At 62.8% G+C, this 22,412-nt stretch carries 22 protein-coding genes; 10 read left to right on the top strand and 12 right to left on the bottom strand.

Annotation, left to right across the window (positions count from 1 at the left end; translation table 11 throughout):
- Positions 1–11 precede the first annotated feature (11 nt).
- Positions 12–518: a DUF456 domain-containing protein gene (locus D8M36_RS08555; protein ID WP_126848256.1), complete on the top strand. Its 507-nt coding sequence runs from the start codon at positions 12–14 to the stop codon at positions 516–518.
- On the opposite strand, the gene D8M36_RS08550 is transcribed toward D8M36_RS08555, so the two are convergent.
- Positions 515–1,480: a helix-turn-helix transcriptional regulator gene (locus tag D8M36_RS08550; protein ID WP_274542648.1), complete on the bottom strand. Its 966-nt coding sequence runs from the start codon at positions 1,478–1,480 to the stop codon at positions 515–517. The two genes, D8M36_RS08555 and D8M36_RS08550, sit on opposite strands and share 4 nt — an antisense overlap.
- Positions 1,481–1,586: 106 nt before the next feature.
- On the opposite strand from D8M36_RS08550, the gene D8M36_RS08545 reads away from it, so the two are divergent.
- Positions 1,587–1,952 (top strand): VOC family protein, encoded by a 366-nt coding sequence (locus D8M36_RS08545; protein ID WP_065247172.1) that lies wholly within the window; start codon positions 1,587–1,589, stop codon positions 1,950–1,952.
- 124 nt (positions 1,953–2,076) lie between these two features.
- The gene (locus D8M36_RS08540; protein ID WP_126848253.1) at positions 2,077–2,916 is read left to right on the top strand and encodes a class I SAM-dependent methyltransferase; all 840 of its coding nucleotides are present in this window, start codon (positions 2,077–2,079) and stop codon (positions 2,914–2,916) included.
- Positions 2,917–2,925: 9 nt separating this feature from the next.
- Here D8M36_RS08540 and D8M36_RS08535 read toward each other — a convergent pair whose 3' ends face one another.
- Entirely contained in the window at positions 2,926–3,555 is a 630-nt protein-coding gene (locus D8M36_RS08535) for a DUF6318 family protein (RefSeq protein WP_126848251.1), read from the bottom strand.
- Positions 3,556–3,717: 162 nt separating this feature from the next.
- Between D8M36_RS08535 and D8M36_RS08530 the strand changes: the two genes are divergently transcribed.
- Positions 3,718–5,487 carry an ABC transporter ATP-binding protein gene (locus D8M36_RS08530; RefSeq protein WP_126848249.1) on the top strand — a complete coding sequence of 590 codons (1,770 nt, stop codon included), beginning with the start codon at positions 3,718–3,720 and terminating at the stop codon, positions 5,485–5,487.
- The gene (locus tag D8M36_RS08525; RefSeq protein WP_126848247.1) at positions 5,484–7,487 is read left to right on the top strand and encodes an ABC transporter ATP-binding protein; all 2,004 of its coding nucleotides are present in this window, start codon (positions 5,484–5,486) and stop codon (positions 7,485–7,487) included. The genes D8M36_RS08530 and D8M36_RS08525 overlap by 4 nt, the downstream gene beginning before the upstream one ends.
- Here D8M36_RS08525 and D8M36_RS08520 read toward each other — a convergent pair.
- Positions 7,484–8,605, bottom strand: coding sequence for an aldo/keto reductase (locus tag D8M36_RS08520; RefSeq protein WP_126848245.1), 1,122 nt, complete (start codon positions 8,603–8,605; stop codon positions 7,484–7,486). The two genes, D8M36_RS08525 and D8M36_RS08520, sit on opposite strands and share 4 nt — an antisense overlap.
- Positions 8,606–8,731: 126 nt before the next feature.
- Between D8M36_RS08520 and D8M36_RS08515 the strand changes: the two genes are divergently transcribed.
- The 3 genes from D8M36_RS08515 to D8M36_RS08505 are packed head-to-tail and all read left to right on the top strand — an operon-like array spanning position 8,732 to position 11,477.
- Positions 8,732–9,694, top strand: a complete 963-nt coding sequence (locus tag D8M36_RS08515) for an ABC transporter substrate-binding protein (protein ID WP_126848244.1) — start codon at positions 8,732–8,734, stop codon at positions 9,692–9,694.
- Complete coding sequence (locus tag D8M36_RS08510; RefSeq protein WP_074298892.1) at positions 9,691–10,644, top strand: amino acid ABC transporter permease; 954 nt, start codon at positions 9,691–9,693, stop codon at positions 10,642–10,644. The genes D8M36_RS08515 and D8M36_RS08510 overlap by 4 nt, the downstream gene beginning before the upstream one ends.
- Before the next feature lie 56 nt (positions 10,645–10,700).
- Positions 10,701–11,477, top strand: coding sequence for an amino acid ABC transporter ATP-binding protein (locus D8M36_RS08505; protein WP_148110247.1), 777 nt, complete (start codon positions 10,701–10,703; stop codon positions 11,475–11,477).
- On the opposite strand, the gene D8M36_RS08500 is transcribed toward D8M36_RS08505, so the two are convergent.
- From D8M36_RS08500 to D8M36_RS08490, 3 genes are all read right to left on the bottom strand, one after another.
- Positions 11,474–12,259, bottom strand: a complete 786-nt coding sequence (locus D8M36_RS08500; RefSeq protein WP_126848242.1) for a hypothetical protein — start codon at positions 12,257–12,259, stop codon at positions 11,474–11,476. The two genes, D8M36_RS08505 and D8M36_RS08500, sit on opposite strands and share 4 nt — an antisense overlap.
- Positions 12,260–12,354: 95 nt before the next feature.
- Complete coding sequence (locus D8M36_RS08495) at positions 12,355–12,954, bottom strand: hypothetical protein (protein WP_126848240.1); 600 nt, start codon at positions 12,952–12,954, stop codon at positions 12,355–12,357.
- 62 nt (positions 12,955–13,016) lie between these two features.
- The gene (locus D8M36_RS08490) at positions 13,017–14,183 is read right to left on the bottom strand and encodes an App1 family protein (RefSeq protein ID WP_238638433.1); all 1,167 of its coding nucleotides are present in this window, start codon (positions 14,181–14,183) and stop codon (positions 13,017–13,019) included.
- A gap of 224 nt (positions 14,184–14,407) precedes the next feature.
- Between D8M36_RS08490 and D8M36_RS08485 the strand changes: the two genes are divergently transcribed.
- Positions 14,408–14,935 (top strand): arsenate reductase/protein-tyrosine-phosphatase family protein, encoded by a 528-nt coding sequence (locus D8M36_RS08485; RefSeq protein WP_223845720.1) that lies wholly within the window; start codon positions 14,408–14,410, stop codon positions 14,933–14,935.
- A 17-nt stretch (positions 14,936–14,952) separates the two neighbouring features.
- Here the strand turns inward: D8M36_RS08485 and D8M36_RS08480 are convergent, their stop codons facing one another.
- The 6 genes from D8M36_RS08480 to D8M36_RS08455 form a co-directional block, all read right to left on the bottom strand.
- Complete coding sequence (locus D8M36_RS08480; RefSeq protein WP_126848237.1) at positions 14,953–16,224, bottom strand: hypothetical protein; 1,272 nt, start codon at positions 16,222–16,224, stop codon at positions 14,953–14,955.
- Positions 16,225–16,453: 229 nt separating this feature from the next.
- Positions 16,454–18,094, bottom strand: coding sequence for a phosphoglucomutase (alpha-D-glucose-1,6-bisphosphate-dependent) (gene pgm, locus D8M36_RS08475; RefSeq protein WP_126848235.1), 1,641 nt, complete (start codon positions 18,092–18,094; stop codon positions 16,454–16,456).
- A 38-nt stretch (positions 18,095–18,132) separates the two neighbouring features.
- Complete coding sequence (locus tag D8M36_RS08470) at positions 18,133–18,978, bottom strand: hypothetical protein (protein WP_126848233.1); 846 nt, start codon at positions 18,976–18,978, stop codon at positions 18,133–18,135.
- A 118-nt stretch (positions 18,979–19,096) separates the two neighbouring features.
- Positions 19,097–20,164, bottom strand: coding sequence for an inorganic phosphate transporter (locus tag D8M36_RS08465; RefSeq protein WP_126848231.1), 1,068 nt, complete (start codon positions 20,162–20,164; stop codon positions 19,097–19,099).
- Positions 20,164–20,793, bottom strand: a complete 630-nt coding sequence (locus tag D8M36_RS08460; RefSeq protein WP_126848229.1) for a DUF47 domain-containing protein — start codon at positions 20,791–20,793, stop codon at positions 20,164–20,166. Before D8M36_RS08460 ends, D8M36_RS08465 begins: the two co-directional genes overlap by 1 nt.
- A 247-nt stretch (positions 20,794–21,040) precedes the next feature.
- Complete coding sequence (locus tag D8M36_RS08455) at positions 21,041–21,688, bottom strand: hypothetical protein (protein WP_126848227.1); 648 nt, start codon at positions 21,686–21,688, stop codon at positions 21,041–21,043.
- A gap of 112 nt (positions 21,689–21,800) precedes the next feature.
- Here D8M36_RS08455 and D8M36_RS08450 point away from each other — a divergent pair, with 112 nt between their 5' ends.
- Complete coding sequence (locus tag D8M36_RS08450; RefSeq protein ID WP_126848225.1) at positions 21,801–22,409, top strand: DUF4126 domain-containing protein; 609 nt, start codon at positions 21,801–21,803, stop codon at positions 22,407–22,409.
- Positions 22,410–22,412 lie beyond the last annotated feature (3 nt).

Genomic DNA, 22,412 nt, shown 5'->3' with positions numbered 1-22,412 from the left:
AGGAGAACATCGTGCCCGTGGACATCATCGTCACCATCATCGCCGCGCTGTGCTTCGCGGTGGGGATCACGGGCATCGTGCTGCCCGTGATCCCCGGATCCTTCCTCATCCTCCTCGGGATGCTCGTGTGGGCTATCGGGATCGGCGGGTGGACGGGCTGGATTGCCTTCGCGCTTGTCGCCGTCTTCTCGATCGCAGGCATGACCAGTAGCTACGTGCTCACCGGCCGCAAACTCAAGCAGAGCGAAGTTCCCACATGGGCGATCCTCGTGGCGATCGGCTGCGCGGTCCTCGGTCTGTTCCTTATCCCCGGCCCGGGCCTCCTCATCGGGTTTATTCTCGGCTTCTTCCTCGTTGAGCTGAGCCGCAAGCGCGAATTCCACGAGGCCCTCAACTCGACGCTCTCCACCTTGAAAACCCTCGGGATCGGCATTCTCGTAGAACTCCTGCTCGCGATGGCGAGCGGAACAGTGTTCATCGTCGCGCTTGGCATCCACCTCTTTTCGAGGGCTGGTTAGCGATCGTGGCGGCGATGATCGGCAGTGCTTTGTGCTGAGTGAAACTGCACGATCTGCGCCGCGATGTCGCGGAATCGAACCACCGCTGCCGCTGGTTTTAAGATCCGAATGTGGTCTCCGAATTGGAGGAGTTGTCGAACCGATTCAATGTCGGGATAGCGGACGACAATATGAGTCCACTCGTCCTCGGGGCCGGTGCTACTGACCATTCGCCCTCTAAGGATTCGGCGGGCCAGGTCTAGGCGGGTCGAGCGCAGCTGTGCGTGCACCTCGATACCAGGCGCCGACTGAAAACTGGTCAGCAATTCCTGCCACACTGAGCGCAGATCGCAGTCCGGTCGCAGCACTGCGGAATCCGTAAGCAGCTCGCGGGTCTCAATGCGGCTGGTGTTAAACATGCGGGGTTGTGAGTCGACGTCAGCCACTAGATACCAAGATCCGGCTTTGTTCACGAGACCGTAAGGGTCCGCGACAACCCACTTCCCGCTGCTCTCGCCGCTGCGTCGATATCGGAGGCGGATGCGTTGTCTATTTCGTGCAGCGGTGAGAAGGTCGGCCACGTCGAGTTCCTGCTCGGCCGTGAACCATCCAGAGGGATCGACGTGGAGCACCTCGGGCAAGGGCAGAGTGGCGGAAGGTTGCTCACGCGCCGCAACAGCAGTCAGCTTCTGCTGGGTTCTGACATGTACGGCATGGAGCCCGATCTGTTCGAGAAGGCCCTCATCTAGTCCTGCGACGGAAAGCAGCTGCAGTTCATGTGGATTGAGGCGTGAGACGTCGAGCCGGGCCCGATGGTCCAGCACGATGGCTCCACCCCGGCCTCGCTCGGTGTAGATCGGCACCCCAGCAGCCGACAACGCCGTAATATCACGCAAGATCGTGCGTGAAGATACCTCGAGGCGGCGAGCCAGTTCTTGACTGGTCATTCGTTCATGGGTTTGCAGTAGAAGCAGGATCGACATCAACCGGGACGACTTCATTCCCAATCCCTTTAGAAAATATGACAGTAGGTGTCGTCTTTGCCTGATTATATGGGGCTCCCTGATCCACTGACTTAAGGAGAGACCCATGCCGGTCCCGAATCTGTTTCTGACCTACGTCAGCGATGTCGAGCGATCCACCGATTTCTATAGTCGCCTGTTCGACATCGAACCCACCTTCACCAGCCCGCGGTACGTCGCTTTTGAGGTTGCGCCCGGTGTGCTTTTCGCAATCTGGACTGGGCACAACGAAGATCTCACATCAGCAACACCGCGCACGAACGAAATCGGACTCATGATTCCCGGTCCCTCCTCTGCCATCGACGACGTCTACGAGGAATGGGTCGCGAAAGGAGTGCACGTGATCGAGGAACCGCACGACGACGTCTTCGGTCGCACCTTCGTGATAGCCGACCCCGACCACAACCTCGTACGGGTCAGCCCCGTTGACTAGCCCCAATAGCGGTTCCATCGGCGGCGGGCGCAAGCTCGCCGCCGCGTGGCGCTTGTGCCGTTAACCTTGCTAAATCTGCAGACCATTACGCGGAGCATCAAGAGCCCCGCTAAGGTGGGCTTTCGTGAGTACTGACGACAGGCGCAGCGTTCCCGGCCCGATTCCGAATATTTCGGGTCGCGATGAACCGCGCTATGGCTCGCGGGAGCGCAAAGAAGAACTCGCGAAGGGATTTTTAGGCGAGGGCGCCGGCTATGACGAAGTGCGGCCTGGTTACCCAAACGGAGTGCTCGACGTGATGCTGGCAGCCGTCGGCACCGCTGCCCGCCCGCGTGTGGTGGATCTCGGCGCCGGAACAGGGAAACTCGCGCTTGCCCTTGCCGGTCGCGGTTGCCACGTGACGGCGCTTGATACGAGCGAGTCGATGCTTGAAGTGGCGCGCACGCAAGCGATCGCGGGCCAAATGGCGCAGCGGTTCGAGGCGTGCGTGGCGCCGGCAGAGGCCACCACTCTTGAGGCGGGAAGCGCGGATCTCGTGACTGCCGCGCAAGCGTGGCACTGGTTCGAGCGGGATGCGGTGAGCGCCGAAGTTCGCAGGATTCTCGCGCCAGGCGGTGTGCTCGCTCTCGTGTGGAACACGCTCGACGTGAGCGTGCCGTGGGTGCACAGGTATTCGCGGATTGCGCACGCGGGTGACGTGCAACGCGAAGGTTTTCTCCCCGATGTGGGTGAGGGGCTCGAGCTTGTGACGCGGCACGTCGAGCACTGGGAGGATGAGCGCTCCACCTGGGATTTTGTGCGCCTTGCGACGACCCGCAGCTACTACCTCACGGCTCACGAAAAGACCCGCGCGAAGGTGCTCGACAATCTCGACTGGTACCTCCACGAGCACCTCGGGCACGCGCCCGGCAGCCGAATCTCGATGCCGTACCGCACGGACCTCTTTCTGTACAGGCCCGCCTAGCCGGCTGTCTTAACCGACCGCCATCGATGCCACGCGCCAGTGGCCGTCAACGAAACGGAGACCTACGGAAAACTTCCCCTGTGAAGCCCCGCGCGTCGCGGGTTCGCGTGTGGGGTCGTCGATGAGCTGCGCGGGTGCCTCGTGGAATGTCGCGTCGACCTTCGCGGTCGTCGAGGCGCCATCACTCGCGCCGTCGCCCTTCGCGAGCGTCACCTTCTCGTCGCTAAGGGTGATGTCGCCGCCCACGATCCAGCCTCCCGCGGCGTGAAGCTGCTCGGCGTTGTCGGCGAAGCGCATGCATTCCTCGCACGACGGGTCCATGAGCTCGCGCCACGCGCTCGTGTCACCAGTGCCGATCATGTAGGCGTACACGGCGAACAGGTACTGGGCGGTGGCCTTCGCACCGGCTTCGCTTTCCTCGTCGATACTCGGGACGTCGGCGCGCGAGGGCGCAGTCGTGTTCGTGGGTGTCGGCTGGCTCGCCGGATCCACCTTTTTGCGGGTGTCTTGCGCGGAATCGGCCACCTGCTGCTCGCCCTGATTGTTCTGCGAGAACTGCCCGAGTCCCACGAGTCCCGCGGGGATGACGAGGGCTAGGGCAAAGATCAAGACGACGATGCGCTGGGTCGTTTTACTCACCGTTCAAGGCTAATACAGCGTGTCATGCGAGGCCGCGTCGACCGTTTCTGGGCCGCTATCGCGGGAGTGGCGAGCGGCGATATTCTGATGTCGTCGTCACTCCGGGCGTGGCAGGCGTCGGCCTCCCCTTGTCCACACGAGCACGAAAGGCTCTTTTCTCCCGTGACCCTCCTGAGACTCCTGTGGAATTACGCGAAACCATCGTGGTTCTCGCTCGTGCTCGTCGTGGTGTTCCAAGTCGCGGCGCAGCTCGCCGCGCTTTACCTCCCCACGCTTAATGCCGACATCATCGACGATGGCATCGCGCAGGGGAATATCACTACGATCTGGCGTCTCGCGGGGTGGATGCTCGTCGTGAGCCTCGCAAACATCGCCGCGCTCGTGGCTGCGAATTATTTTTCGGGACGCGTTGCCATGAGGCTCGCGAGGGACCTTCGCTCGGACGTTTTCTCGCAAGTCCAGTCGTACAGCGCGAAGGAGATCAGCCACTTCACGCCCGCCTCGCTTATCACGCGCAACACGAACGATGTGCAGCAGCTTCAGAATCTCTCGTTCTTTGGGCTCATGTTCCTTGTGTCAGCGCCAATTACGGGCATCGGCGGAGTGGTGCTTGCGCTCAAGCAAGAGGCACAGCTCGCATGGCTCATCGCGGTCATGGTGCCGCTCATGCTCGTGGCGATCGCGCTCGTCATGTGGAAGGCGTCCCCGCTTTTTCGCGAGATGCAGGAGCGGATCGACGATCTGAACCTCGTGCTTCGAGAACAAATCACGGGCATTCGCGTGGTCAGGGCTTTCGTGCGCGAGCCCTTCGAGCGGGATCGCTTTGATACGTCGAATAGGCGTCTCACGAGCATCAACCGCAGCATTGGGCACCTCATTGCGTTTCTCAATCCGATCGTGATGTTCCTTCTGTCGTTCAGTTCTGTGCTCGTGCTGCTCGTGGCCGCGGGACCGATTGACCGCGGCGAGATGCAGGTGGGGTCGATTACGGCATTCATCGCCTACCTGATCCAGATCCTCATCGCGGTCATGATGGCGACGTTCATGACGATGATGGTTCCGCGCGCGATGGTTTCCGCCGAGCGCATTACGGAGGTGCTCGATACGCACAGTTCGGTGGTGTTTCCTTCTCCTGAGGTCGCCGTCCAGCCGGGGGATCCGCGTGTCAGTGAGCGCGCCGAGCTCGAATTCGACGACGTCACGTTCGCGTATCCGGGAGCGGAACGCCCCGTGCTCGAAGGCATTTCATTCAAGGCCCACGCGGGGCAAACGGTGGCGATCATCGGCGGAACCGGCTCGGGTAAAACCACGCTACTCGGGCTCATCTCGCGCCAGTTCGACGTCACGGAGGGCGCGGTCAAGGTCAACGGTGTGGACGTACGCGAGGCGGCCCCGGAGATGCTTCACGGCACTCTCGGTTACGTGCCGCAGCGGCCCTATCTGTTTAGCGGCACGGTTGCCTCGAACGTGAAGTTCGGAAGGCCCGAGGCGAGTGAAACGGAGGTGTGGCATGCGCTCACGATTGCGCAAGCCCGCGATTTTGTTGCCGAGATGCCCGACGGGCTCGAGTCGCCTATCGCTCAGGGCGGCACGAACGTGTCGGGCGGTCAACGCCAGCGCCTCTCGATCGCGCGGGCGCTTTTGGCAAAGCCCGACATCTACCTTTTCGACGACTCCTTTAGCGCGCTCGACCTGCAGACCGATGCGCGGTTGCGCGCGGCTCTTGCTCCCGAAACTCGTGACGCGCTCGTGGTGATCGTCGCGCAGCGAATCTCGACCATCACGAGCGCCGACCTGATCCTCGTGCTCGATCACGGCCGAGTCGTCGGGCGCGGCACCCACGAGGAGCTCTTGCAGTCGAATGAGACGTATCAGGAGATCGTGGCTTCGCAAGGCACGGCGGAAGAATATGAGGAAGGAGCGGCGCGATGAGCGAGGAAAAGAAGCATAGCGAGCGAGGCGTGCGTCCCGGGCAGAAAGCCCAAAACTTCGGGCCGTCCTTCACACGGCTCATGGGCTTCCTCATGGCTGAGCGCACCCTGCTTTTCAGCGCCCTCGGAATCGGGATTATTTCGGTCATTCTGAGCGTGATCGGACCGAAGATTCTCGGTCGGGCGACCGACATTATCTTCAACGGCGTCGTCTCGAAACGCATGCCCGCGGGCGTCACGAAGGACCAGGTTGTCGCCGGAATGCGCGCGAGTGGCCAAGAGCAGCTTGCGGATATGGTCTCGGGCATGGATCTGAATCCCGGTCACGGGATCGACTTCGGTGCCCTCAACACGGTTCTGCTCACCGTCACGGTGCTGTATGTGGTCGCGGCATTTTTCGCGTGGCTGCAAACCCGGATGCTCTTGCGCGTGGTGTACCGCAGCATCTACCGGCTCCGCCGCGATGTCGAGGAGAAACTGCACCGCGTGCCTCTGAGTTACTTCGATTCTCGGCGGCGCGGCGACCTCCTCTCGCGCGTGACCAACGACGTGGATAACCTGCAAAACACCCTCAACAACACGCTCGGCGGCATCATCAGCGATGCCCTGACCGTTGTCGGCACGATCATCATGATGCTCGTGATTTCGCCGATTCTCACTCTCGTCGCATTGATCGTGATCCCGCTTGCGCTCGTGATTACCGCGGTGATCGGCAAGCGCGCCCAGAAGCTCTTCGGAGAGCAGTGGGATGCCACGGGTGAAGTGAACTCTGAGGTCGAGGAGGCATTCTCCGGACACGAGATCGTGACGGTTTTCGGGCGTGAGAAGGATGCGCGCGCGAATTTCGAGAAGAAGAATGCCGAGATGTATCGCGCGAGCTTCGGTGCGCAATTTGTCAGCTCGCTCATCATGCCGTTCATGATGTTTGCGGGGAATATTTCCTATGCGGCGGTGGCCCTCGTGGGTGGGCTCAAAGTTGTGTCGGGTCAGCTCACGCTCGGTGATGTGCAGGCCTTTATTCAGTATTCGCGCCAGTTTACGCAGCCTGTTTCGCACCTGGCCTCGATGGTCACGCAGCTTCAGTCGGGTGTCGCTTCAGCGGAGCGCATTTTCGAGTTTTTGGATGCCGAAGAGCAGGCCCGGGAGAGCTCGGGGCAGGGGTCCGACGCTTGCCGCACCAAAGCCGAGGCCACATCGCCCGGTCGTGGCGAGGTGCGGTTCGACCACGTGCGCTTTTCCTACTCGCCCGAAAAGCCTCTCATTTCGGATTTGTCGCTCGTGGCGAGCCCCGGGATGACGGTTGCGATCGTGGGCCCCACGGGGGCGGGTAAAACGACGCTCGTCAACCTCATCATGCGCTTTTACGAGATTGACGGTGGCACGATCACGATTGACGGTGTGGATACGCGCGACATGACGCGCGAGGAACTCCGCAGCCGCACCGGGATGGTGCTGCAGGATACGTGGCTGTTCAAAGGCACGATCCGCGAGAACATTCGCTACGGTCGCCTCGATGCGAGCGACGAGGAGGTTCTCGAGGCAGCGAAGGCGACCCACGTGCACGACTTCGTGCAGCACCTTCCAGAGGGGTACGACACGATCATCGACGACGAAGGCTCGAGCGTGTCGGCGGGCGAAAAGCAGCTTCTCACAATCGCGCGTGCCTTCCTCGCGCGGCCCGAACTGCTCATTCTCGACGAGGCGACCTCGAGCGTGGATACGCGCACCGAGGTGCTCGTGCAGAAGGCGATGAATACCCTGCGCGAGGGGCGCACGTCATTTGTGATTGCCCACAGGCTTTCGACGATCCGCGACGCCGATCTGATTCTCGTGATGGAACACGGTGACATCGTCGAGCAGGGCACCCACGACGAGCTTCTCGAGGCAGGCGGCGCCTACGCGCGGCTGTACCGTTCGCAGTTCGAGGGCGCAAGTAGCGAGATTGCGGACGCTCCCGAGCAGGAGCCGGTCGCTCCCGCCCAGGATTCGCCAATGTTTTAGTCCTCAAGGACGGGATCGGCGAGGATCGCCTCGATCCTCGAGATCTCCTCGTCGCTGAAGTGTGTGGCCGGAACGCTCTCGCCCGCGCGCACGATGGTTCGTGCGGCGGCAATGTTCGCGCGCAGCTGCTGCACGCTCGACGCTCCCACGATCGCGGACGTCACGACGGGCTTGCGCAGCACCCATGCGAGGGCCATTTGCGCGAGGCTCTGCCCGCGCTCCTCGGCTACGCGACTGAGCGCGCGCACCTTCTCGAGGTAGCGGGGGTCCTTCGCGACGTCCTCCCCGAGGAACACGTTTTGTGCGGCGCGTGATCTCTCGGGGATGCCCGTGAGGTAGCGGTTCGTGAGTAGCCCTTGCGAGAGCGGCGAAAAGGCGACGACCCCGATGCCGAGCCGCTCGCATACACCAAGGAGCGAATCTTCCGCGTGCCCGCTCGCACTCTCTTCGGGCGTACGGGTGAGCATCGAGTAGCTCGCCTGATTCACGACGAGCGGCACACCCATGGTGCGCAGCATCGTCGCGGCTTCGCGGGTCTTCTCGGGGGAGTAGTTCGAGATGCCCGCGTAGAGTGCCTTGCCGCTCTTGACGGCGCTTGCAAGTGCCCCCATGGACTCTTCGAGCGGAGTCGAGTCGTCCTGGCGATGGTGGTAGAAGATGTCGACGTAGTCGAGGCCGAGGCGCGTGAGTGACTGGTCGAGCGAGGCAAGCAGGTACTTCCTGCTGCCGCCGTCGCCGTACGGCCCGGGCCACATGCGAAAGCCTGCCTTCGTGGTCACGAGGACCTCGTCGCGGTGGCCTGCGAGGTCTTTGCGGAAGATTTCCCCGAAGGTTTCTTCGGCGCTGCCGGCGGGCGGGCCGTAGTTGTTGGCGAGGTCGAAGTGGGTGATGCCGTGGTCGAAGGCGTAGTGCACGATCTCGCGTTGGCGCGAGAAGTCTGCTTTGGGGCGTTCACGAACCTCGTGTTCGAAGCCGCCTTCGAAGCGTTCTCGCCCGAAGTTGTGCCAGAAACCGAGGGAAATTGGCGGGAGCATGAGCCCCGAGGTTCCAAGGCGGCGGAAGTGTGCGTAGCTCGCCTCATCCATGGTGGCGCGGCTTGTGGGGGTGCTCTCGTTCATGGTGGCCTCCTTGCCGGGTAATGCCTGTAATCCCAGTGTAATGCTCATCACCAAGTCTTTTGGCCTCGGGGCAGGTCACAGTGCGGCGCCTTGCGCCGCAGGAATAATCATGCATACGATTGCAAAATGATGCACGTTAGTGAATGTCGGTCCGACGCTCGCCAGGCAGCCGTCGGAACCCCCAGGCGCGCGTTCCTCCGCGCGATCCCCGCCGCCCTCGCGGCAGGCGCTCTCGCCCCCAGCCTTGGGGCGTGCACCCGCGCCTCCGAAACCCTCGCAGCCGAGGCGAGTCTCATCCCCGAGGTCGATTTCAGCGGGATCGAGTACCAGGACGACATTGCCGCACTCCTGCCCGAAGAAATCCGTGCGCGAGGCGAACTCGTGAATGGTGCCGAGCTGAGCTACGCGCCCGGCGAGTTCCTCAATAACGGTAAAGCGGTGGGCTACGACATCGATCTCCTCACCGCCCTCGGCATTGTGCTCGGGCTCGACACTCGCACCGAATCCGCCGTGTTTTCCCAAATCATCCCTGCCGTGGGCAGCAAATACGACGTGGGAATCTCAGGCTTCACGATCAACGACGAGCGACTAGAAACCGTGACCATGGTGAGTTACTTCGAGGCCGGTATCTCTTATGCGGTCAAGAAAGGCAACCCCTATGGGATCGACCCGCACGACCTGTGCGGCAAACGTCCCGCGGTGCAGGTTGGCTCCTACCAGGAAGAGATCGCCCTCGCCGCCAATGAACAGTGCCGCGCCGAAGGAAGGCGCTCCGTAGACGTCCTCGCCTACGCCAACAACTCCGATGCCGTCACGAACGTTGCAGGCGGTAAGGCTGACGTGCTCATTGCCGACTCGCCCGTCACGAGCTACGCGATCGCGCGTTCGCGTGGAAGCCTCGAACAGGTCGGCGACGTCGAGGAATCGGCACTCAACGGGATCGTGGTCAAGAAAGGCGAGGACCAACTCGCCGAAGCGCTGTGCGCGGCTGTGCAGCATCTCATCGACACCGGCGCCTTGCGCACGATCATGGGCGCGTGGGGCAACGATGCAGGGCTGATCGAGAAAGCAGAGGTCAAGAAGGCATGAATACGAGTATCGACACCCCGATTCCGAACCGGATTCGCGCCAAACGGGCGCCGAGGCCGGGCACGTGGATCGCCGCGGTCATCGTTGCACTGCTCAGCGTGTGGCTCATCGCCTTCGCCGCGGGCAACGAGGTCTTCGAATGGAAAGTCGTAGGAACCTACCTGTTCGACGTCAAGGTCATTAAAGGCGTTGGTTGGACCCTGCTTCTCACGCTCGTGTCGATGGTGATTGGCACGGTGATCGCCCTGACTGCCGCGATCATGCGGCTCAGCTCCAACCCCGTTCTGCGGGGTGTCTCATGGGCCTACATCTTCGTGTTCCGCGGTGTCCCCGTCTACACGCAGCTCGTGTTCTGGGGTCTCATCACCGTGATTGTTCCAAAGATCGTGATCGGCGTGCCCTTCGGCCCCGAGCTCGTGAGCTTCTCCACCCGTGAGTACTTCACGGCATTCTGGGCGGCAACCGTGGCGCTCGGCCTCAACGAAGGTGCCTACCTTGCGGAGATCATGCGTGCCGGGCTGACGAGCGTGGAGCGCGGCCAGAGCGAAGCCGCAAAATCTCTCGGCATGAAGAACTCGCTCATTCTGCGCAGGATCGTGATCCCTCAGGCTATGCGCGTCATCATCCCGCCGCTCGGCAACGAAACGATCGGCATGCTCAAGACGACCTCGCTCGTGCTCGCCGTGCCGTTCACGCTCGATCTCACCTATGCCTCGAATTCGATCGCGAACCTCCTGTTCAAGCCCGTACCGATGCTCATCGTCGCGGCACTGTGGTACCTCGCCGTGACGAGCGTGCTCATGGTGGGGCAGTACTACATTGAGCGATACTTCGGCCGCGGCTTCGATGACCGCCCCGCCGTGCGTCCCGGATCGCGCGCCTCGCGACAGGCATCCGTCAACGCCTCGGGCACGACCCCGAAGGATCCGCTTCCGGAGGTGGAGCTGTGAGTACGAGCTCGGTAGCGACATCGGCACACGACAACGGCAAGGAAAAGAACATGTCCATGGTGGCGGCGCCCAAGGTGCGGCTTGAGAACATCCACAAGGCCTTCGGGAACCTGCACGTTCTGCGTGGAGTCGACCTCGAGGTCGGCGAAGGCGAAGTGTGCGTGCTCATCGGCCCCTCCGGCTCGGGTAAATCCACGCTCCTTCGCTGCATCAACCAGCTCGAGGAGCCCACGGGCGGGAAGATCCTCATCGACGGCGAATTGCAGGGATACAGCCCGAAGCCGCTCGCCGACGGTCGCTGGCAGAAACTCTCCGAGAAAGAGATCGCGGCGCAGCGCTCGCGCATCTCGATGGTGTTCCAGCGCTTCAACCTCTTCCCGCACATGACCGCACTCGAAAACGTATGTGAGGCGCCGATCCACGTGCGCGGCGTTCCGAAAATGGAAGCTCGTGCGCAAGCTCTCGAACTTCTCAAACGCGTGGGGCTCGGCGACCGCGCCGACCACTACCCGAGTGAACTCTCGGGCGGCCAGCAGCAGCGGGTCGCGATCGCGCGGGCGCTCGCGATGGAGCCCGAGATCATGCTTTTTGACGAGCCAACCTCAGCCCTTGACCCCGAGCTCGTCGCCGAAGTGCTCCAGGTGCTCAAGGATCTCGCGGCCGAAGGGCAAACCATGGTCGTCGTGACGCACGAGATTGCCTTCGCGCGCGAAGTTGCCGATCACGTCGTGTTCATGGACGGCGGTCAGGCCGTCGAGGCTGGGCCGCCGAGCGAGATCCTCGATAATCCCCGCTCGGGCCGCCTCAAGGAGTTCCTCGCGAGTGTGCTCTAGCGGCCGGATCGGAACCGTTCTGCTGCGGCGATAATCTCGCTTGGCGGAACGTCGAGGTACATCCCGAAATACACCACGTTGGTGTGGGGAAGGTGCACCACGAGATTCGTATCGCCCCTTGGTGAGGCCTTCCTGACCGAGAGGCTCACATCGTGCCACGGGTAGGTTCTGCGCTCGCCTCCCTTTTCGAGGAGGGCGAGGCCTTCTCGGTCGAGCCACAGCCCCTTGCCGTTTTTCGAGCGACCCCACTTGATGGTCCGATCCGTGGGGGCCGCGACGATCTTGCTCGCACTGGCGCGGATCTCCTGAAAACTTGACGTGAACGCGTCGCTGAAGCGTGCCTCTTTCGGCACCGAAAACCCGCGTTCATCGAGGGTATAGACGCCCTCGATGGGGGCGTTGTGATACGCGCTCGCGGCTTCCCTTTCAGCACGACGCTGTTCCCGGCGTACACGCGCGCGCTGCACGATGCGAAGAATGAACGGCAAGACGACAAGGAGCACGAACCCCATGATCAAGGGAACAAAGAACTTTAGTTTAGCCGGAAGAACGTCGCTATTGAGGAGCGAGAGGGTCACGCTCCCCGCGATCCCAATCGCAAGGAAGGCGCCCGCGACGCGAAGAACTTCACTCATGAGATGGGGGACGTCTTTGCGGAGGGAGTCGTGCATCTCCTCGCGAGAACCCCCGAGGGACTCGAAGGGCATCTTCGCAAGTGCCCCGAGCTTCTCTCGCGTATCCGGGAGGCCGTTGTCCTCGTAACCGACGCACATCTGATCCAAGCGAAGCCCCTCTCGCTCCCGTGGGTTCCACTTTGATTTTACGCGAGCGTGACGTGAAAAGTCACGCAATCACCTGCTGTAACAGTGAAATTGGGTTAGGCGCGAAGGCTTTGCGCGCGCGCGATAATTTCCGCGGCACTCAGCCCGAGTTTGTCACCGCTATAGCGCAAGTGTCGGTGGGGCAAATGCACGATGAGGTCCTTCTTGCCGATGCGCGTGAGCGCTGTCTCCTCAAGGCGAACCTCGCTCCACGGGTAGGTTTCGTAGTGATCCGCATCCGGTACGAGGCCGAGGAAGTCCTCGCCGAGCCACAGCCCAACACCGTCGATCGAGTAGGCCCATTCGAGCGCGTCGCTGCCCGTCGCGGCTGGGGGAGCAGCTGGCGGGTTCTTGCGGTGGTCGAGGAACACTTGTTCGTAGAGTACGCGGCCCCTGCGGTAGAACGCGTAGCCGAGAAGTGCGAACACGGTTCCCGAGATCACGAAGGAAATGAAGAAGATGTGGATGCCGAAGGTTTTCTTCAAGAAAATATCGGCGAGAATGCCCGCAATGAGAAGCGCAATGAGGGTGCCGAGGTGCCGTCGACACAGCGCCGTGAGGGCCTGCAGGTAGCGGCGTGCGCGCGCCTCGCGCGGACTCGCGGCGCTTGCGAGGCCGCCTTCGTCGTAGCGCACGGTAAAGGCGTTTTCGTCCATGCCTCCCCCTCTCTTTTCCCCTTCAGGGTGAGGATCAACGCGCGACGAGCCCTGACTTGAGGCTACCCTCTCTTTTTTACACCCTGAATTTTGCGGCTGCCGAGGATTCCGATCGCGCGCGCCGCCCTGATCAAGCCGAAGCCATCGGGCGCACTCATCCACGGCACGCCGTGGTGCTCGTGCACACTCTCGTGAGCGCGCTCGTGTGCAGGATCCGCTGGCGTGCGGGTCTCGCCGTGTGAGGAAGGTCCGACGGTGGCCGGGCGATCGTCGGACTCTTTTCTCCCTACCGTGCTGCGCCACACCTTTGGCACGGCACCCACGAGAGCGCGCCCGAGGGCGCCGATCGACGCGAGGGGGCGTTCGGCGCCGTGGGCGAGGTCCTGCTCATCGTCGGTGAGTTCGCGGATCGCGACCGCTGCGACCGACTCCGGGTGTTGATCAACAACATTGCCGTAGATCGAGGGATCGTGTTGGCCGTCGTCACCCACGAGGAGCCAGCGCGTGTTCGGGAACATCTCGCGCAGCGAGGCGAGGGTGGTGAGTTTGTGGCGCGTGCCGGAGCGGAAGAAGCCCGTGTTCGTGGGGCCCCAGTCGGTGAGGAGAAGCGGACCCGCGGGGTAGCCGTTCTTGAACAGGAAGCGTTCGAGCACCGGGGCCACATTCCACGCGCCCGTTGAAAGGTAAATGAACGGCGTATTCTCGCCGTAGTGGCGGCGAAGCTGCTGGTAGAACACGGCCATGCCGGGAACGATGCGGCGCGAGGCCTGCGAGATCACGAAGGCGTTCCATCCCGCGATGAGAGGCCGAGGCAAAAGCGTGATGAGTACCGTATCGTCGATGTCGCTCACGACCGCGATTTCCTGAGCTTCATCGTCAAACACGTGGGCGTTCGCCGTGACGGTATTGCTGCCATCGGTACTGAGGGTGATGCTGTGGAGTCCAGGTTCGAGTTCGACGGCAATGACGTCGTCGATGATGCCCGAGCGATCCGCGTACGTCTCAAAAATCCGCGGCCCCTCGGAGGTGCTCACCGTGACTTCGACCCGTACGTGCGGGTCGATTTGCGACGTGAAATTACGAAATCCGCGCCGTGCGAGAGAACGCATGTCGTACACGGGCTGATCGAAATGATCGGGCTTCGTCCCGGCCCCCGCGAAAAGAACCCGCCCGAGCACACGTAGTCGTGTGCGCGAGCCGTACGCCGTGTACGGCTGGATTCGGGCCACGAAGCCGAGAGCTCGAAGGAGCCGGGCAGTCGCCGTGTTTTTCTTATCCTCGAGGCGGGCCGACCAATGGGGTCGGTCGGGGCGCGAAAACGAATGTGAGCCCAACGCACACCTCCCTGTACCTCGGATCGCGGCAAAGGCCCCCGGTGGGAGCTTGTCTATCCTAGTGGACGCGCCGCACGGGAGCCTTAACGCGCGCGCTGAAAATGCGGCAAGATAGTGGCGTGAGCAAATATCGAGTATTGACCGTGTGCACGGCGAACATCTGCCGTTCGCCTGCCGCCGCCGTCATGCTCAAAACCGGCCTCGAACAGGCGGGGCTCGAGGAACTCGTCGAGGTCGAGAGTGCGGGAACCACGTACGAGTCGGAGGGTTTCCCCATGGACGACCGCATCGTCCTCGCCCTCGAGCGTGCCGGGTACAGCCCCGAGGCGCACGCGGCACGCACCGTTCTTGTCCACCAGCTCGGCGAATGGGACCTCGTTCTCACGATGAGCACCAAGCACCTCGCGGAAATGAGCCGCAAACTTGAGGCGATTCCCGAAGGCGTGGAACCGCCCACGCTTCACATGTGGGGAGAGTTCGATCCCGCGAAGCCAGCCGTTGCCGAACCCGAAGACCTCGAGGTTCCCGACCCGTTCTACGAGGGGCAGAAATTTTTTGATCGCACCGTGCTCAAGATGGAGCGCGCGGTTCCGTCGATCCTGCTGTTCATCAAGTCGCGCCTTCGAGATCGCGGCGACATCGCCTAACCGTAGCGCGCGGCGGATTACGGCTTCTTCGCGCGTGCCCTGAGCGTCAGGGCACCGAGACCTCCGGCGACACCGACGCCTACCGCGACCGTAGTCGCAAGGATGGTTTTGAGCGTGCCGAGCGCACTTCCATCGGGATTGGTCCACACCGAAAGGATGGTGTCGACCTTTTCCTCGTCCTCTTCACCGCGAATCTCATTCGCGGGAGGTGTTGAGCCATCCGTGGGGGCCTCAGTGGGGTTCAGTCGAACGCCCGGGGGAGCGGTCTGCGGCTCTTCTTGAGGAACGGTGAGTGCGGGAATGTCGGTGATGTCATTCTCCGGGTTCACCAGGGGATCGGCTTCAGGAGTAGGAACGGGGGGAAGGGGGTCATCTTCGGGTTCGGGCTCAGCCTGAGCCTCCGGCGTGGGCTCTACCTGGGGTGAGGGCTGGGCTTCGCGCGAGGGCTCCGCTTCCGGCTCTGGTTCCGCTTCCGGCTCCGGCTCCGCTTCAGGCTCTGGCTCCGGGGTTTCGAGGCGCTTTTCAGGTGCGGGGGCAGCGGCCGGTTCTGCGGGAATCGGTGAATCGTCCTCACCGATGGTGAGAATGGGGCCTGAGCCTGGGGCCTCGGGTGAAGGCTCATCTGAGGGGGCGGGTTGTGGTGCTTCAGACGGCGTGGGGGCTGGTTCGGGTTCGGGCGCAGGTTCAGGTGCCGGCTCGGGCTCCGGTGAAGGCTCGGGCTCTGGTGAAGGTTCGGGTGCCGGCTCGGGCTCTTCCGTAGGCTCTGGTGCCGGCTCGTTCGTGGGTTCCGGTGAAGGTTCGGGTGTGGGCGGCGGCTCATGCGAGGGTTCGACGGTGGGCTCAGGCTCGAGGGTGGGCTCCGGTTCGGGTGCCGGCTCCTCGGTGGGCTCCGGTTCGGGTGTCGGTTCCTCGGTGGGGTCAGGTTCGGGGGCAGGGCGATCCCCGAGGCACGGCTCTTCGCCCGGGTGCTCGATCCACCACTTGACCCAGCGAAAACCCGCGATGAAGAAATACTCCTCGCCGGGAACCACGCAATCGGGGGTCTCTGGAGCCGACGGTTCATGGGCCTCGATCGGGGAGTCATTCGCAGGCTGCGCTGCGGCGACCTGGGGCAATGCCGGCGTAGATTCTTCGGCCGCGAAAGCAAGAGGCGCCGCCGGCACGCCAAGGATCGAGAAGGCGAGCGCGATGGCGCCAATGCGTTTGGCGAGCGGGCGATGTCGTGAGGGCAGACTGCGTGCCGGCGTGTGATGCGCCGCATGGCGCACGCCGGGGTGTGAAGTGAACATGCAGTCTCCCGAGGCCAAGAAAATTTATAGAAGCCTATTTTTCCTAAAATGATAAGGCACGACGGGTCAAGACTACGCGCGGGTAAGCGTGCCTGTCACCTCAGTTATCGTTTTGTAATAAAAACAGTACCGTTTAGTGCACAAATCGTCACCGACAGGAGAGGAAATCGGGGGTATCCGTTCGCGCGGACACCCCCGATGATGCGTTGAAAGCGGCTGTGAACAGCGGTTATTTGCTCAAGGCTGCATCTACGACATCCTTGGCGGCTGCCTGGACGCTCGTAAGGTGATCTTCGCCCTTGAACGATTCGGCGTAGATCTTGTAGATGTCCTCGGTCCCCGAAGGGCGCGCCGCGAACCATGCGTTCTCAGTCGTGACCTTGAGGCCGCCGATCGGATCACCCGAAGGGGCGTTCGTCATGATCGCCGTGATTTCTTCACCCGCAACGCTCGTGGCCGTCACGGACTCGGGGGAGAGGTTCTTGAGCTTCGCCTTGGCCTCGCGATCCGCGGGAGCGGAAATGCGCGCATACGCACTCGCCCCAAACTCGCCAACGAGATCCTCGAGATGCTCGTGGGGATTCTTCCCCGTGACCGCGGTGATTTCTGACGCGAGCAGCGCGAGAATGATGCCGTCCTTGTCCGTCGTCCACACATCGCCGTTCATGCGCAGGAACGATGCTCCCGCGCTTTCCTCCCCGCCGAATCCCACCGAAGAATCGAGGAGACCTGGCACGAACCACTTGAAGCCCACGGGGACTTCGAGAACGTCTCGGCCAATCTTTGCGCCGACGCGGTCGATGAGTGAGCTCGACACGAGGGTCTTACCGATCTTGGCGTTGCTCGGCCATTCGGGGCGGTGATTGAACAGGTAGGTGATGGCAACCGCGAGGTAGTGGTTGGGATTCATGAGACCGCCCTGTGGCGTGACGATGCCGTGGCGATCTGAATCCGTATCGTTACCCGTGGCAATATCAAACTTTTCGCGCTGCTCGAGAACCGAAGCCATCGCCCACGGGCTCGAGCAGTCCATGCGGATGATGCCGTCGGCGTCGAGAGTCATGAACGAGAAGGTCGGATCAACCTCGGGGTTGACGACAGTGAGGTCGAGTCCGTGGCGCTCGGCGATGCGACCCCAATACTCGACGGCGGCGCCGCCGAGAGGATCGGCGCCAATCTTCACGCCGGCTTTCGCGATCGCCTCCATGTTGATAACGGAAGGAAGATCCTCGACGTAAGTCTTCGTGAAGTCGTAGCGCCCGGCGCCCTCGACCGCTTTCGCGGTGCTGACGCGGCGCACCTCGCGAAGTCCGCCAGCGAGGATCTCGTTCGCACGATTCGCGATCCAGGAGGTCGCATCGGTATCGGCAGGCCCGCCGTGAGGGGGGTTGTACTTGAAGCCGCCATCGCGCGGGGGGTTGTGGCTTGGCGTGACAACAATGCCGTCGGCACGCGAATCATCGCTCGCGCCCTTGCCGCGATTGTGGACGAGGATCGCGTGCGAGACCGCGGGCGTGGGCGTGTAGCCATCACCCGAGTCAATGAGCACGGTGACGCCGTTGCCCACGAGTACCTCGAGGGCCGTGTCGAACGCGGGCTTGCTCAGCACGTGCGTATCGCGCCCCATGAACAGCGGGCCACGAATGCCCTGCCCAGCGCGGTACTCCACGATCGCCTGCGTTGTGGCGGCGATGTGGCCCTCGTTGAATGCCGTATCGAGCGAGCTGCCGCGGTGCCCCGAGGTCCCAAAGCTCACGGCCTGGTCTGGATTCTCGGGGTCCGGGCGCAGCGAATAATAGGCGTCGATGACCTTGGACGGGTCGATCAGATCGGAAGGAAGCGGGAGTTTCCCCGCCCGTTCGTGAACCATGGAAAACTCCTCAAAACCTTCGTGCCCTCGCGGGCTTTTTAATTCCTGCTACGGCCGATCGCGCGCACGATCATGACGATGACGCCCACGAAGAACAGGAAGCCGCCGAGGAGGCCGCACACGAGCGAGGCAATACCCCAGCCGAAGCCGCCGCCGAGCATGTTGAACGGATTGATCGGGCCGATGACAGACACGGGTGCACTCACACCTTCACACGTGAGCGTGCCTTTGCCCTCGACGTTGTTCGCTACAAACGAGTCCTTGTAGGGGACGTACTCCTGCCCGTCAATGGTGAGGGGCTCGGAGTCCGACGACTCCGCCTCGGCTTGAAGCTCGGTTCCGTCCTCGAGAACGGCCTTGCACGTGGCATTCTCAGCGTCGACTTTCGGAATGTAGACGATCATCATTTCAATGCCGTCGACCTCGAAGTCGTAGGTGGCCTTACCGCTCTCAAACTTGCTGTTGGACTTTTCGAAGTTTTCGAGACCACCCATCTCGTCCATGAAACCGGCACCGGTGCGCCATGCGGCGACGCCGAACAGGATCGCGGCAATAATCATGAACACCACACCGATAAGTGTGAGAGCGATGCCAATAGGCTTCTGCTTCGGCTTCGCCGCCGCACCACCGTAGTTGTAAGGAGTGCCGTAGCCGCCAAAAGCGCCCTGCTGACCCTGAGGCGCGTACTGGGGCTGCGAGTACTGCTGATTCTGCTGCTGGTATTGCTGGCCCTGCGAGTACTGCGGCGAGCCCTGATACTGGTTCGAACCCGCTGCCTCAGGGGCGCTCGGCTGGCCATAAGGCGAGTACTGGCCGGGGGCTTCGTTGGCGCTTTGGCCGTAGGTAGGGCGCGGGCGATCGTTGCCGTTGAAGGAATCGGACACGTGTGCCTCCATAAAAGTTCGGGGACCGCGATCACGGGCGTGACGCTCTGCACGCCAAGCCTACAAGGTTGCCCTTGAGGCCCGCGTGAAAATGCGTACCGTTTCCACGCGCCGATCTCTAGGAGAGCACAAGAAGAACGGCACCCCACGCGATCCCCGCACACGCGAGCGGCGTGAGCACCCACCACAGGGCGATGCGCCCGAGCAGATTCCACGCGACCGACTTCCTCGATACCGCGAGGGAGGAGCCGACGATTGAACCGACGATCGTGAACGACGACGAGACGGGGAAGCCGAGCCACACACTCGCGCCATACAGGAGCACCGCGGTTGATGTTTCCGCAGCGAGGCCCTGGCTCACCGTGAGGTCGGTGAGGCGCCGGCCAAGAGTGCGCACGATCTCGCGGCCCCCCACGAAAGTCCCGAGCGCCATCGCTCCCGCAAGAAGCAACGCAATCCATAGTGGCAGGGTGGACATTCCCGCATGCGCGGAAAGAAGGTGGCCGAGGGGACCGTCGGACTCCAATCCGTGCAGCTGCGAAACGGGCGTGCCCGACCCACCGAGGGCTGCGAGCGCGACAACTACGATCCCGAGCGGGAGGCGGATATTGCTAAGCCCATGCCCGAAGGCCACGAGCCCCGCGGTGAGGGTCTGCGTCCATCGCACCGTCTCGGTTGTGAGGCGGCGCTTGGCTTGTGAGCGGCTTACGGCCCGGGTGAGAGCGAAGCTGAGGGCAAAGCCGAGGAGGGGGCCGATGAGGACGAGGAGAAACAGCACAGCGATGTCGCCAAGCTGGCGTATGTCGCCGAGGGCACCAGCGAACGCCCCCGCGAAGGCCGCGAGCGTCGTCACCCAACCTGAGAGGGGAACGCCCCGCCACCAGCCTATGAATAGGCATGCGATCGCGGTCGATAGGCCGCACACGAGCGCGAGGCCAAGGGCGCGAGGTTCAGAAAGGAGTGCCTCGGGAACGCCCACAACCCGCACGAGTGAAAAATGCAAAAACACCATGCTCACGAGGCCGAACATTGCGCCCGCACCATTCATGATGGCCGCGTAGGTGAGGGCGAGCCGCTCGGGGAGAACACGTGTGACGATCGTCGTCGTGACCGCGTTCGGGGCGTCCTGGGCGCCGTTCGCGAAGGCCCACACCACCGCAAGAGCAACGATGCTCCACGCGAGCATCAGATGTCCTTGACGCGCAGCAAATCGACGCAGCGCGAAAGGTTCTGGAAAGCAAGCTGCACACACTCAAGCGCACCGATCACCTCGCGTGTGCGGGCCGCAACGGGGAAGTCAGACGGCTGCGTGTAGTTCTCCCACAGCTCGGCAATCGCCGTGCGGGAATGCTCAGAGGCGTGGGTCGCGAGGCGTCGCATGTCCTCATCAAATGCCGAGAGCTGCTTCGGGTTCTCGAGCTTCCACGCGCACTGCACCACGAGTTCCGCGGCGCGCTCGATGACCGAGAGGATCTCGAGAAGGCGATTGGGGAGCATGCCGAGGTTGAGCCGCACGGTGAGGTCGGCCGTACGCTCCATTTCAGTGACGCAAAGTTTCATGGCGGAGGCGACACCGTGAAGGGCATCGGCCTGAAACGGAGTGATGAGGCTAGTGGAGAGCCTGTTCGCGATCCTGTGATTGAGTTCGGCGGCATCGATGGCGTGCGCCTGGAGGCGCTCGAACGCCTCTTGTCGCGCTTGGCCCTCAAGCGCGAGAGCTTCCGCGAGGGTCTCGGAGCTTGCCTGCACGCACTGCGCGAGGTCCGTGAAGATGTGATACACGGACTTCTCGCGAGGGAGGGAAAACAGCGGCATGCGCTCAGAGTACCGCCCGAAACTCACCAAATCGGGCGTGCGGAGCGTCGATCATCTCACGCGCAGAAAAGAAGAATGAGGCGCCGGACCGGGGGCGCCTGTCGGCGCGAAGGCCGCTCGTAGCGGCAAATGTTGGAGCCCGGGGCCACCGCGGCCCGGCGCGCGTTCAAGCCTAGCAGTGCGCGGCGTGTGCGCTTCAAGCTCGCAGGCGGGTGAGTAAACAAACAGCATCCGCAGGTCTTCGTGGTTAGGCGAGAGTGCCCGCCGCGGCCGAGGTGGCGGCCTCGCTGAGTGCTTCGCCCGTGTGGAGAAGTCGTTCGGCGCGCGCCGTGAGCTCTTCGGGAGTGGCGGGTTTTCCAAGGGTCGTGGCGAGCTCCGCGCGAGCCTCAGGGGAATCAGCGGCGTGGGCAGAGCCGTAAGCGGCGAGCATCGCGACGGCTCCCGCGCGCGAGAGTGCCACCGAAAGATCGCCCGTGAATGCGCCCGAAAGGATCGCGTCGAGTGTCACGCGCATCGAATCGATCGTGGGTGGGTCGCTAAAGCCCACGAGATAGGTGAGCCCCGGCGCCGTGGAGCGGCCGAGTTCGAAGAGTCGCCGCACCTCGTCGGTATCGCGCTGAACCCACGTATGAAGCACATACAGCCGCCACAGGGCGCCGGGAAGCGATGCTGCTTCCGCGCCCGACCACAGCGCCGCGAGGTCCTCGAGCCCTTCGCGTTCCACGAGTCTGAGCACCCGCTCAACAACCTCGGGTCGCGCATTCTCGCGCGTCTCGCGAAGGAGCGCCGCGGCACTCTCGTGCGCCGCCTCATTTTTGAGAGCGGGATCGACACCTCCCTCGATCGCTTCTTGACGCTGGGGAGAAAGTGATGCTGGACGCCTGAACTGTGCCATGTTTATAACCCTACTCGTGACGGCCCGAGCGCCTTTGGGTACGGTAGTTCCGACGGTTGCCCGGCAAGCGTCGGCCCCTCAGTTTTCCCGCCCTCACCCAAAGGAGACCACCGTGGAAGCCTTCATGATGACCCTGACTTCCGGCGTGGTGAGCGGCGTGCGCCCTTACTTCATGCTGTTCGTGCTGGGCCTTGCTGGGCGGCTGCTCGAGGTGCAGGAGATTCCGCAGGTCATGCAGCGCACCGACGTGCTCGTGATCGCCGCAATCCTCGTGGTCGTCGATTTCCTCGCGGATAAGGTGCAGTTCCTCGATTCGGTGTGGGATGCCATCAACACGGTTGTGCGCCCCGTTGCCGGCGGCGCGATTGGCTTCCTGCTCGGCGGTGAAACGGATACGACGACCGCGGTGATCTACGCCGCCGTGGGCACCGCTGCGGCGCTCGGCACGCACGGGGCGAAAGCCGCGACGCGCGCCGCGGTCAACATTTCGCCCGAGCCGGTCTCGAACGTGCTCGTAAGTGTCATTGAAGATATCGGTGCGGCGCTTCTCGCGATTCTCGCAGTGCTGCTTCCGATCCTCGCGGGAATCGCCGCGGTGTTCATTCTCATCGGGGCGATCGTCGCGATCGTTGTGCTCGTGCGGTTTGTGCGAAAGTGGCGCGCGCGGCGGGACGTGCAAAATGGGGCGGTACCCGAAGGCACCGCCCCAACGCTCAGGTGAGGA

The organism is Dermabacter sp. HSID17554, from assembly GCF_003989295.1.
Taxonomy (GTDB): domain Bacteria; phylum Actinomycetota; class Actinomycetes; order Actinomycetales; family Dermabacteraceae; genus Dermabacter; species Dermabacter vaginalis.
The sequence above is the reverse complement of the archived record's forward strand: the minus strand, read 5'-3'. Positions and strand labels throughout refer to the sequence as shown.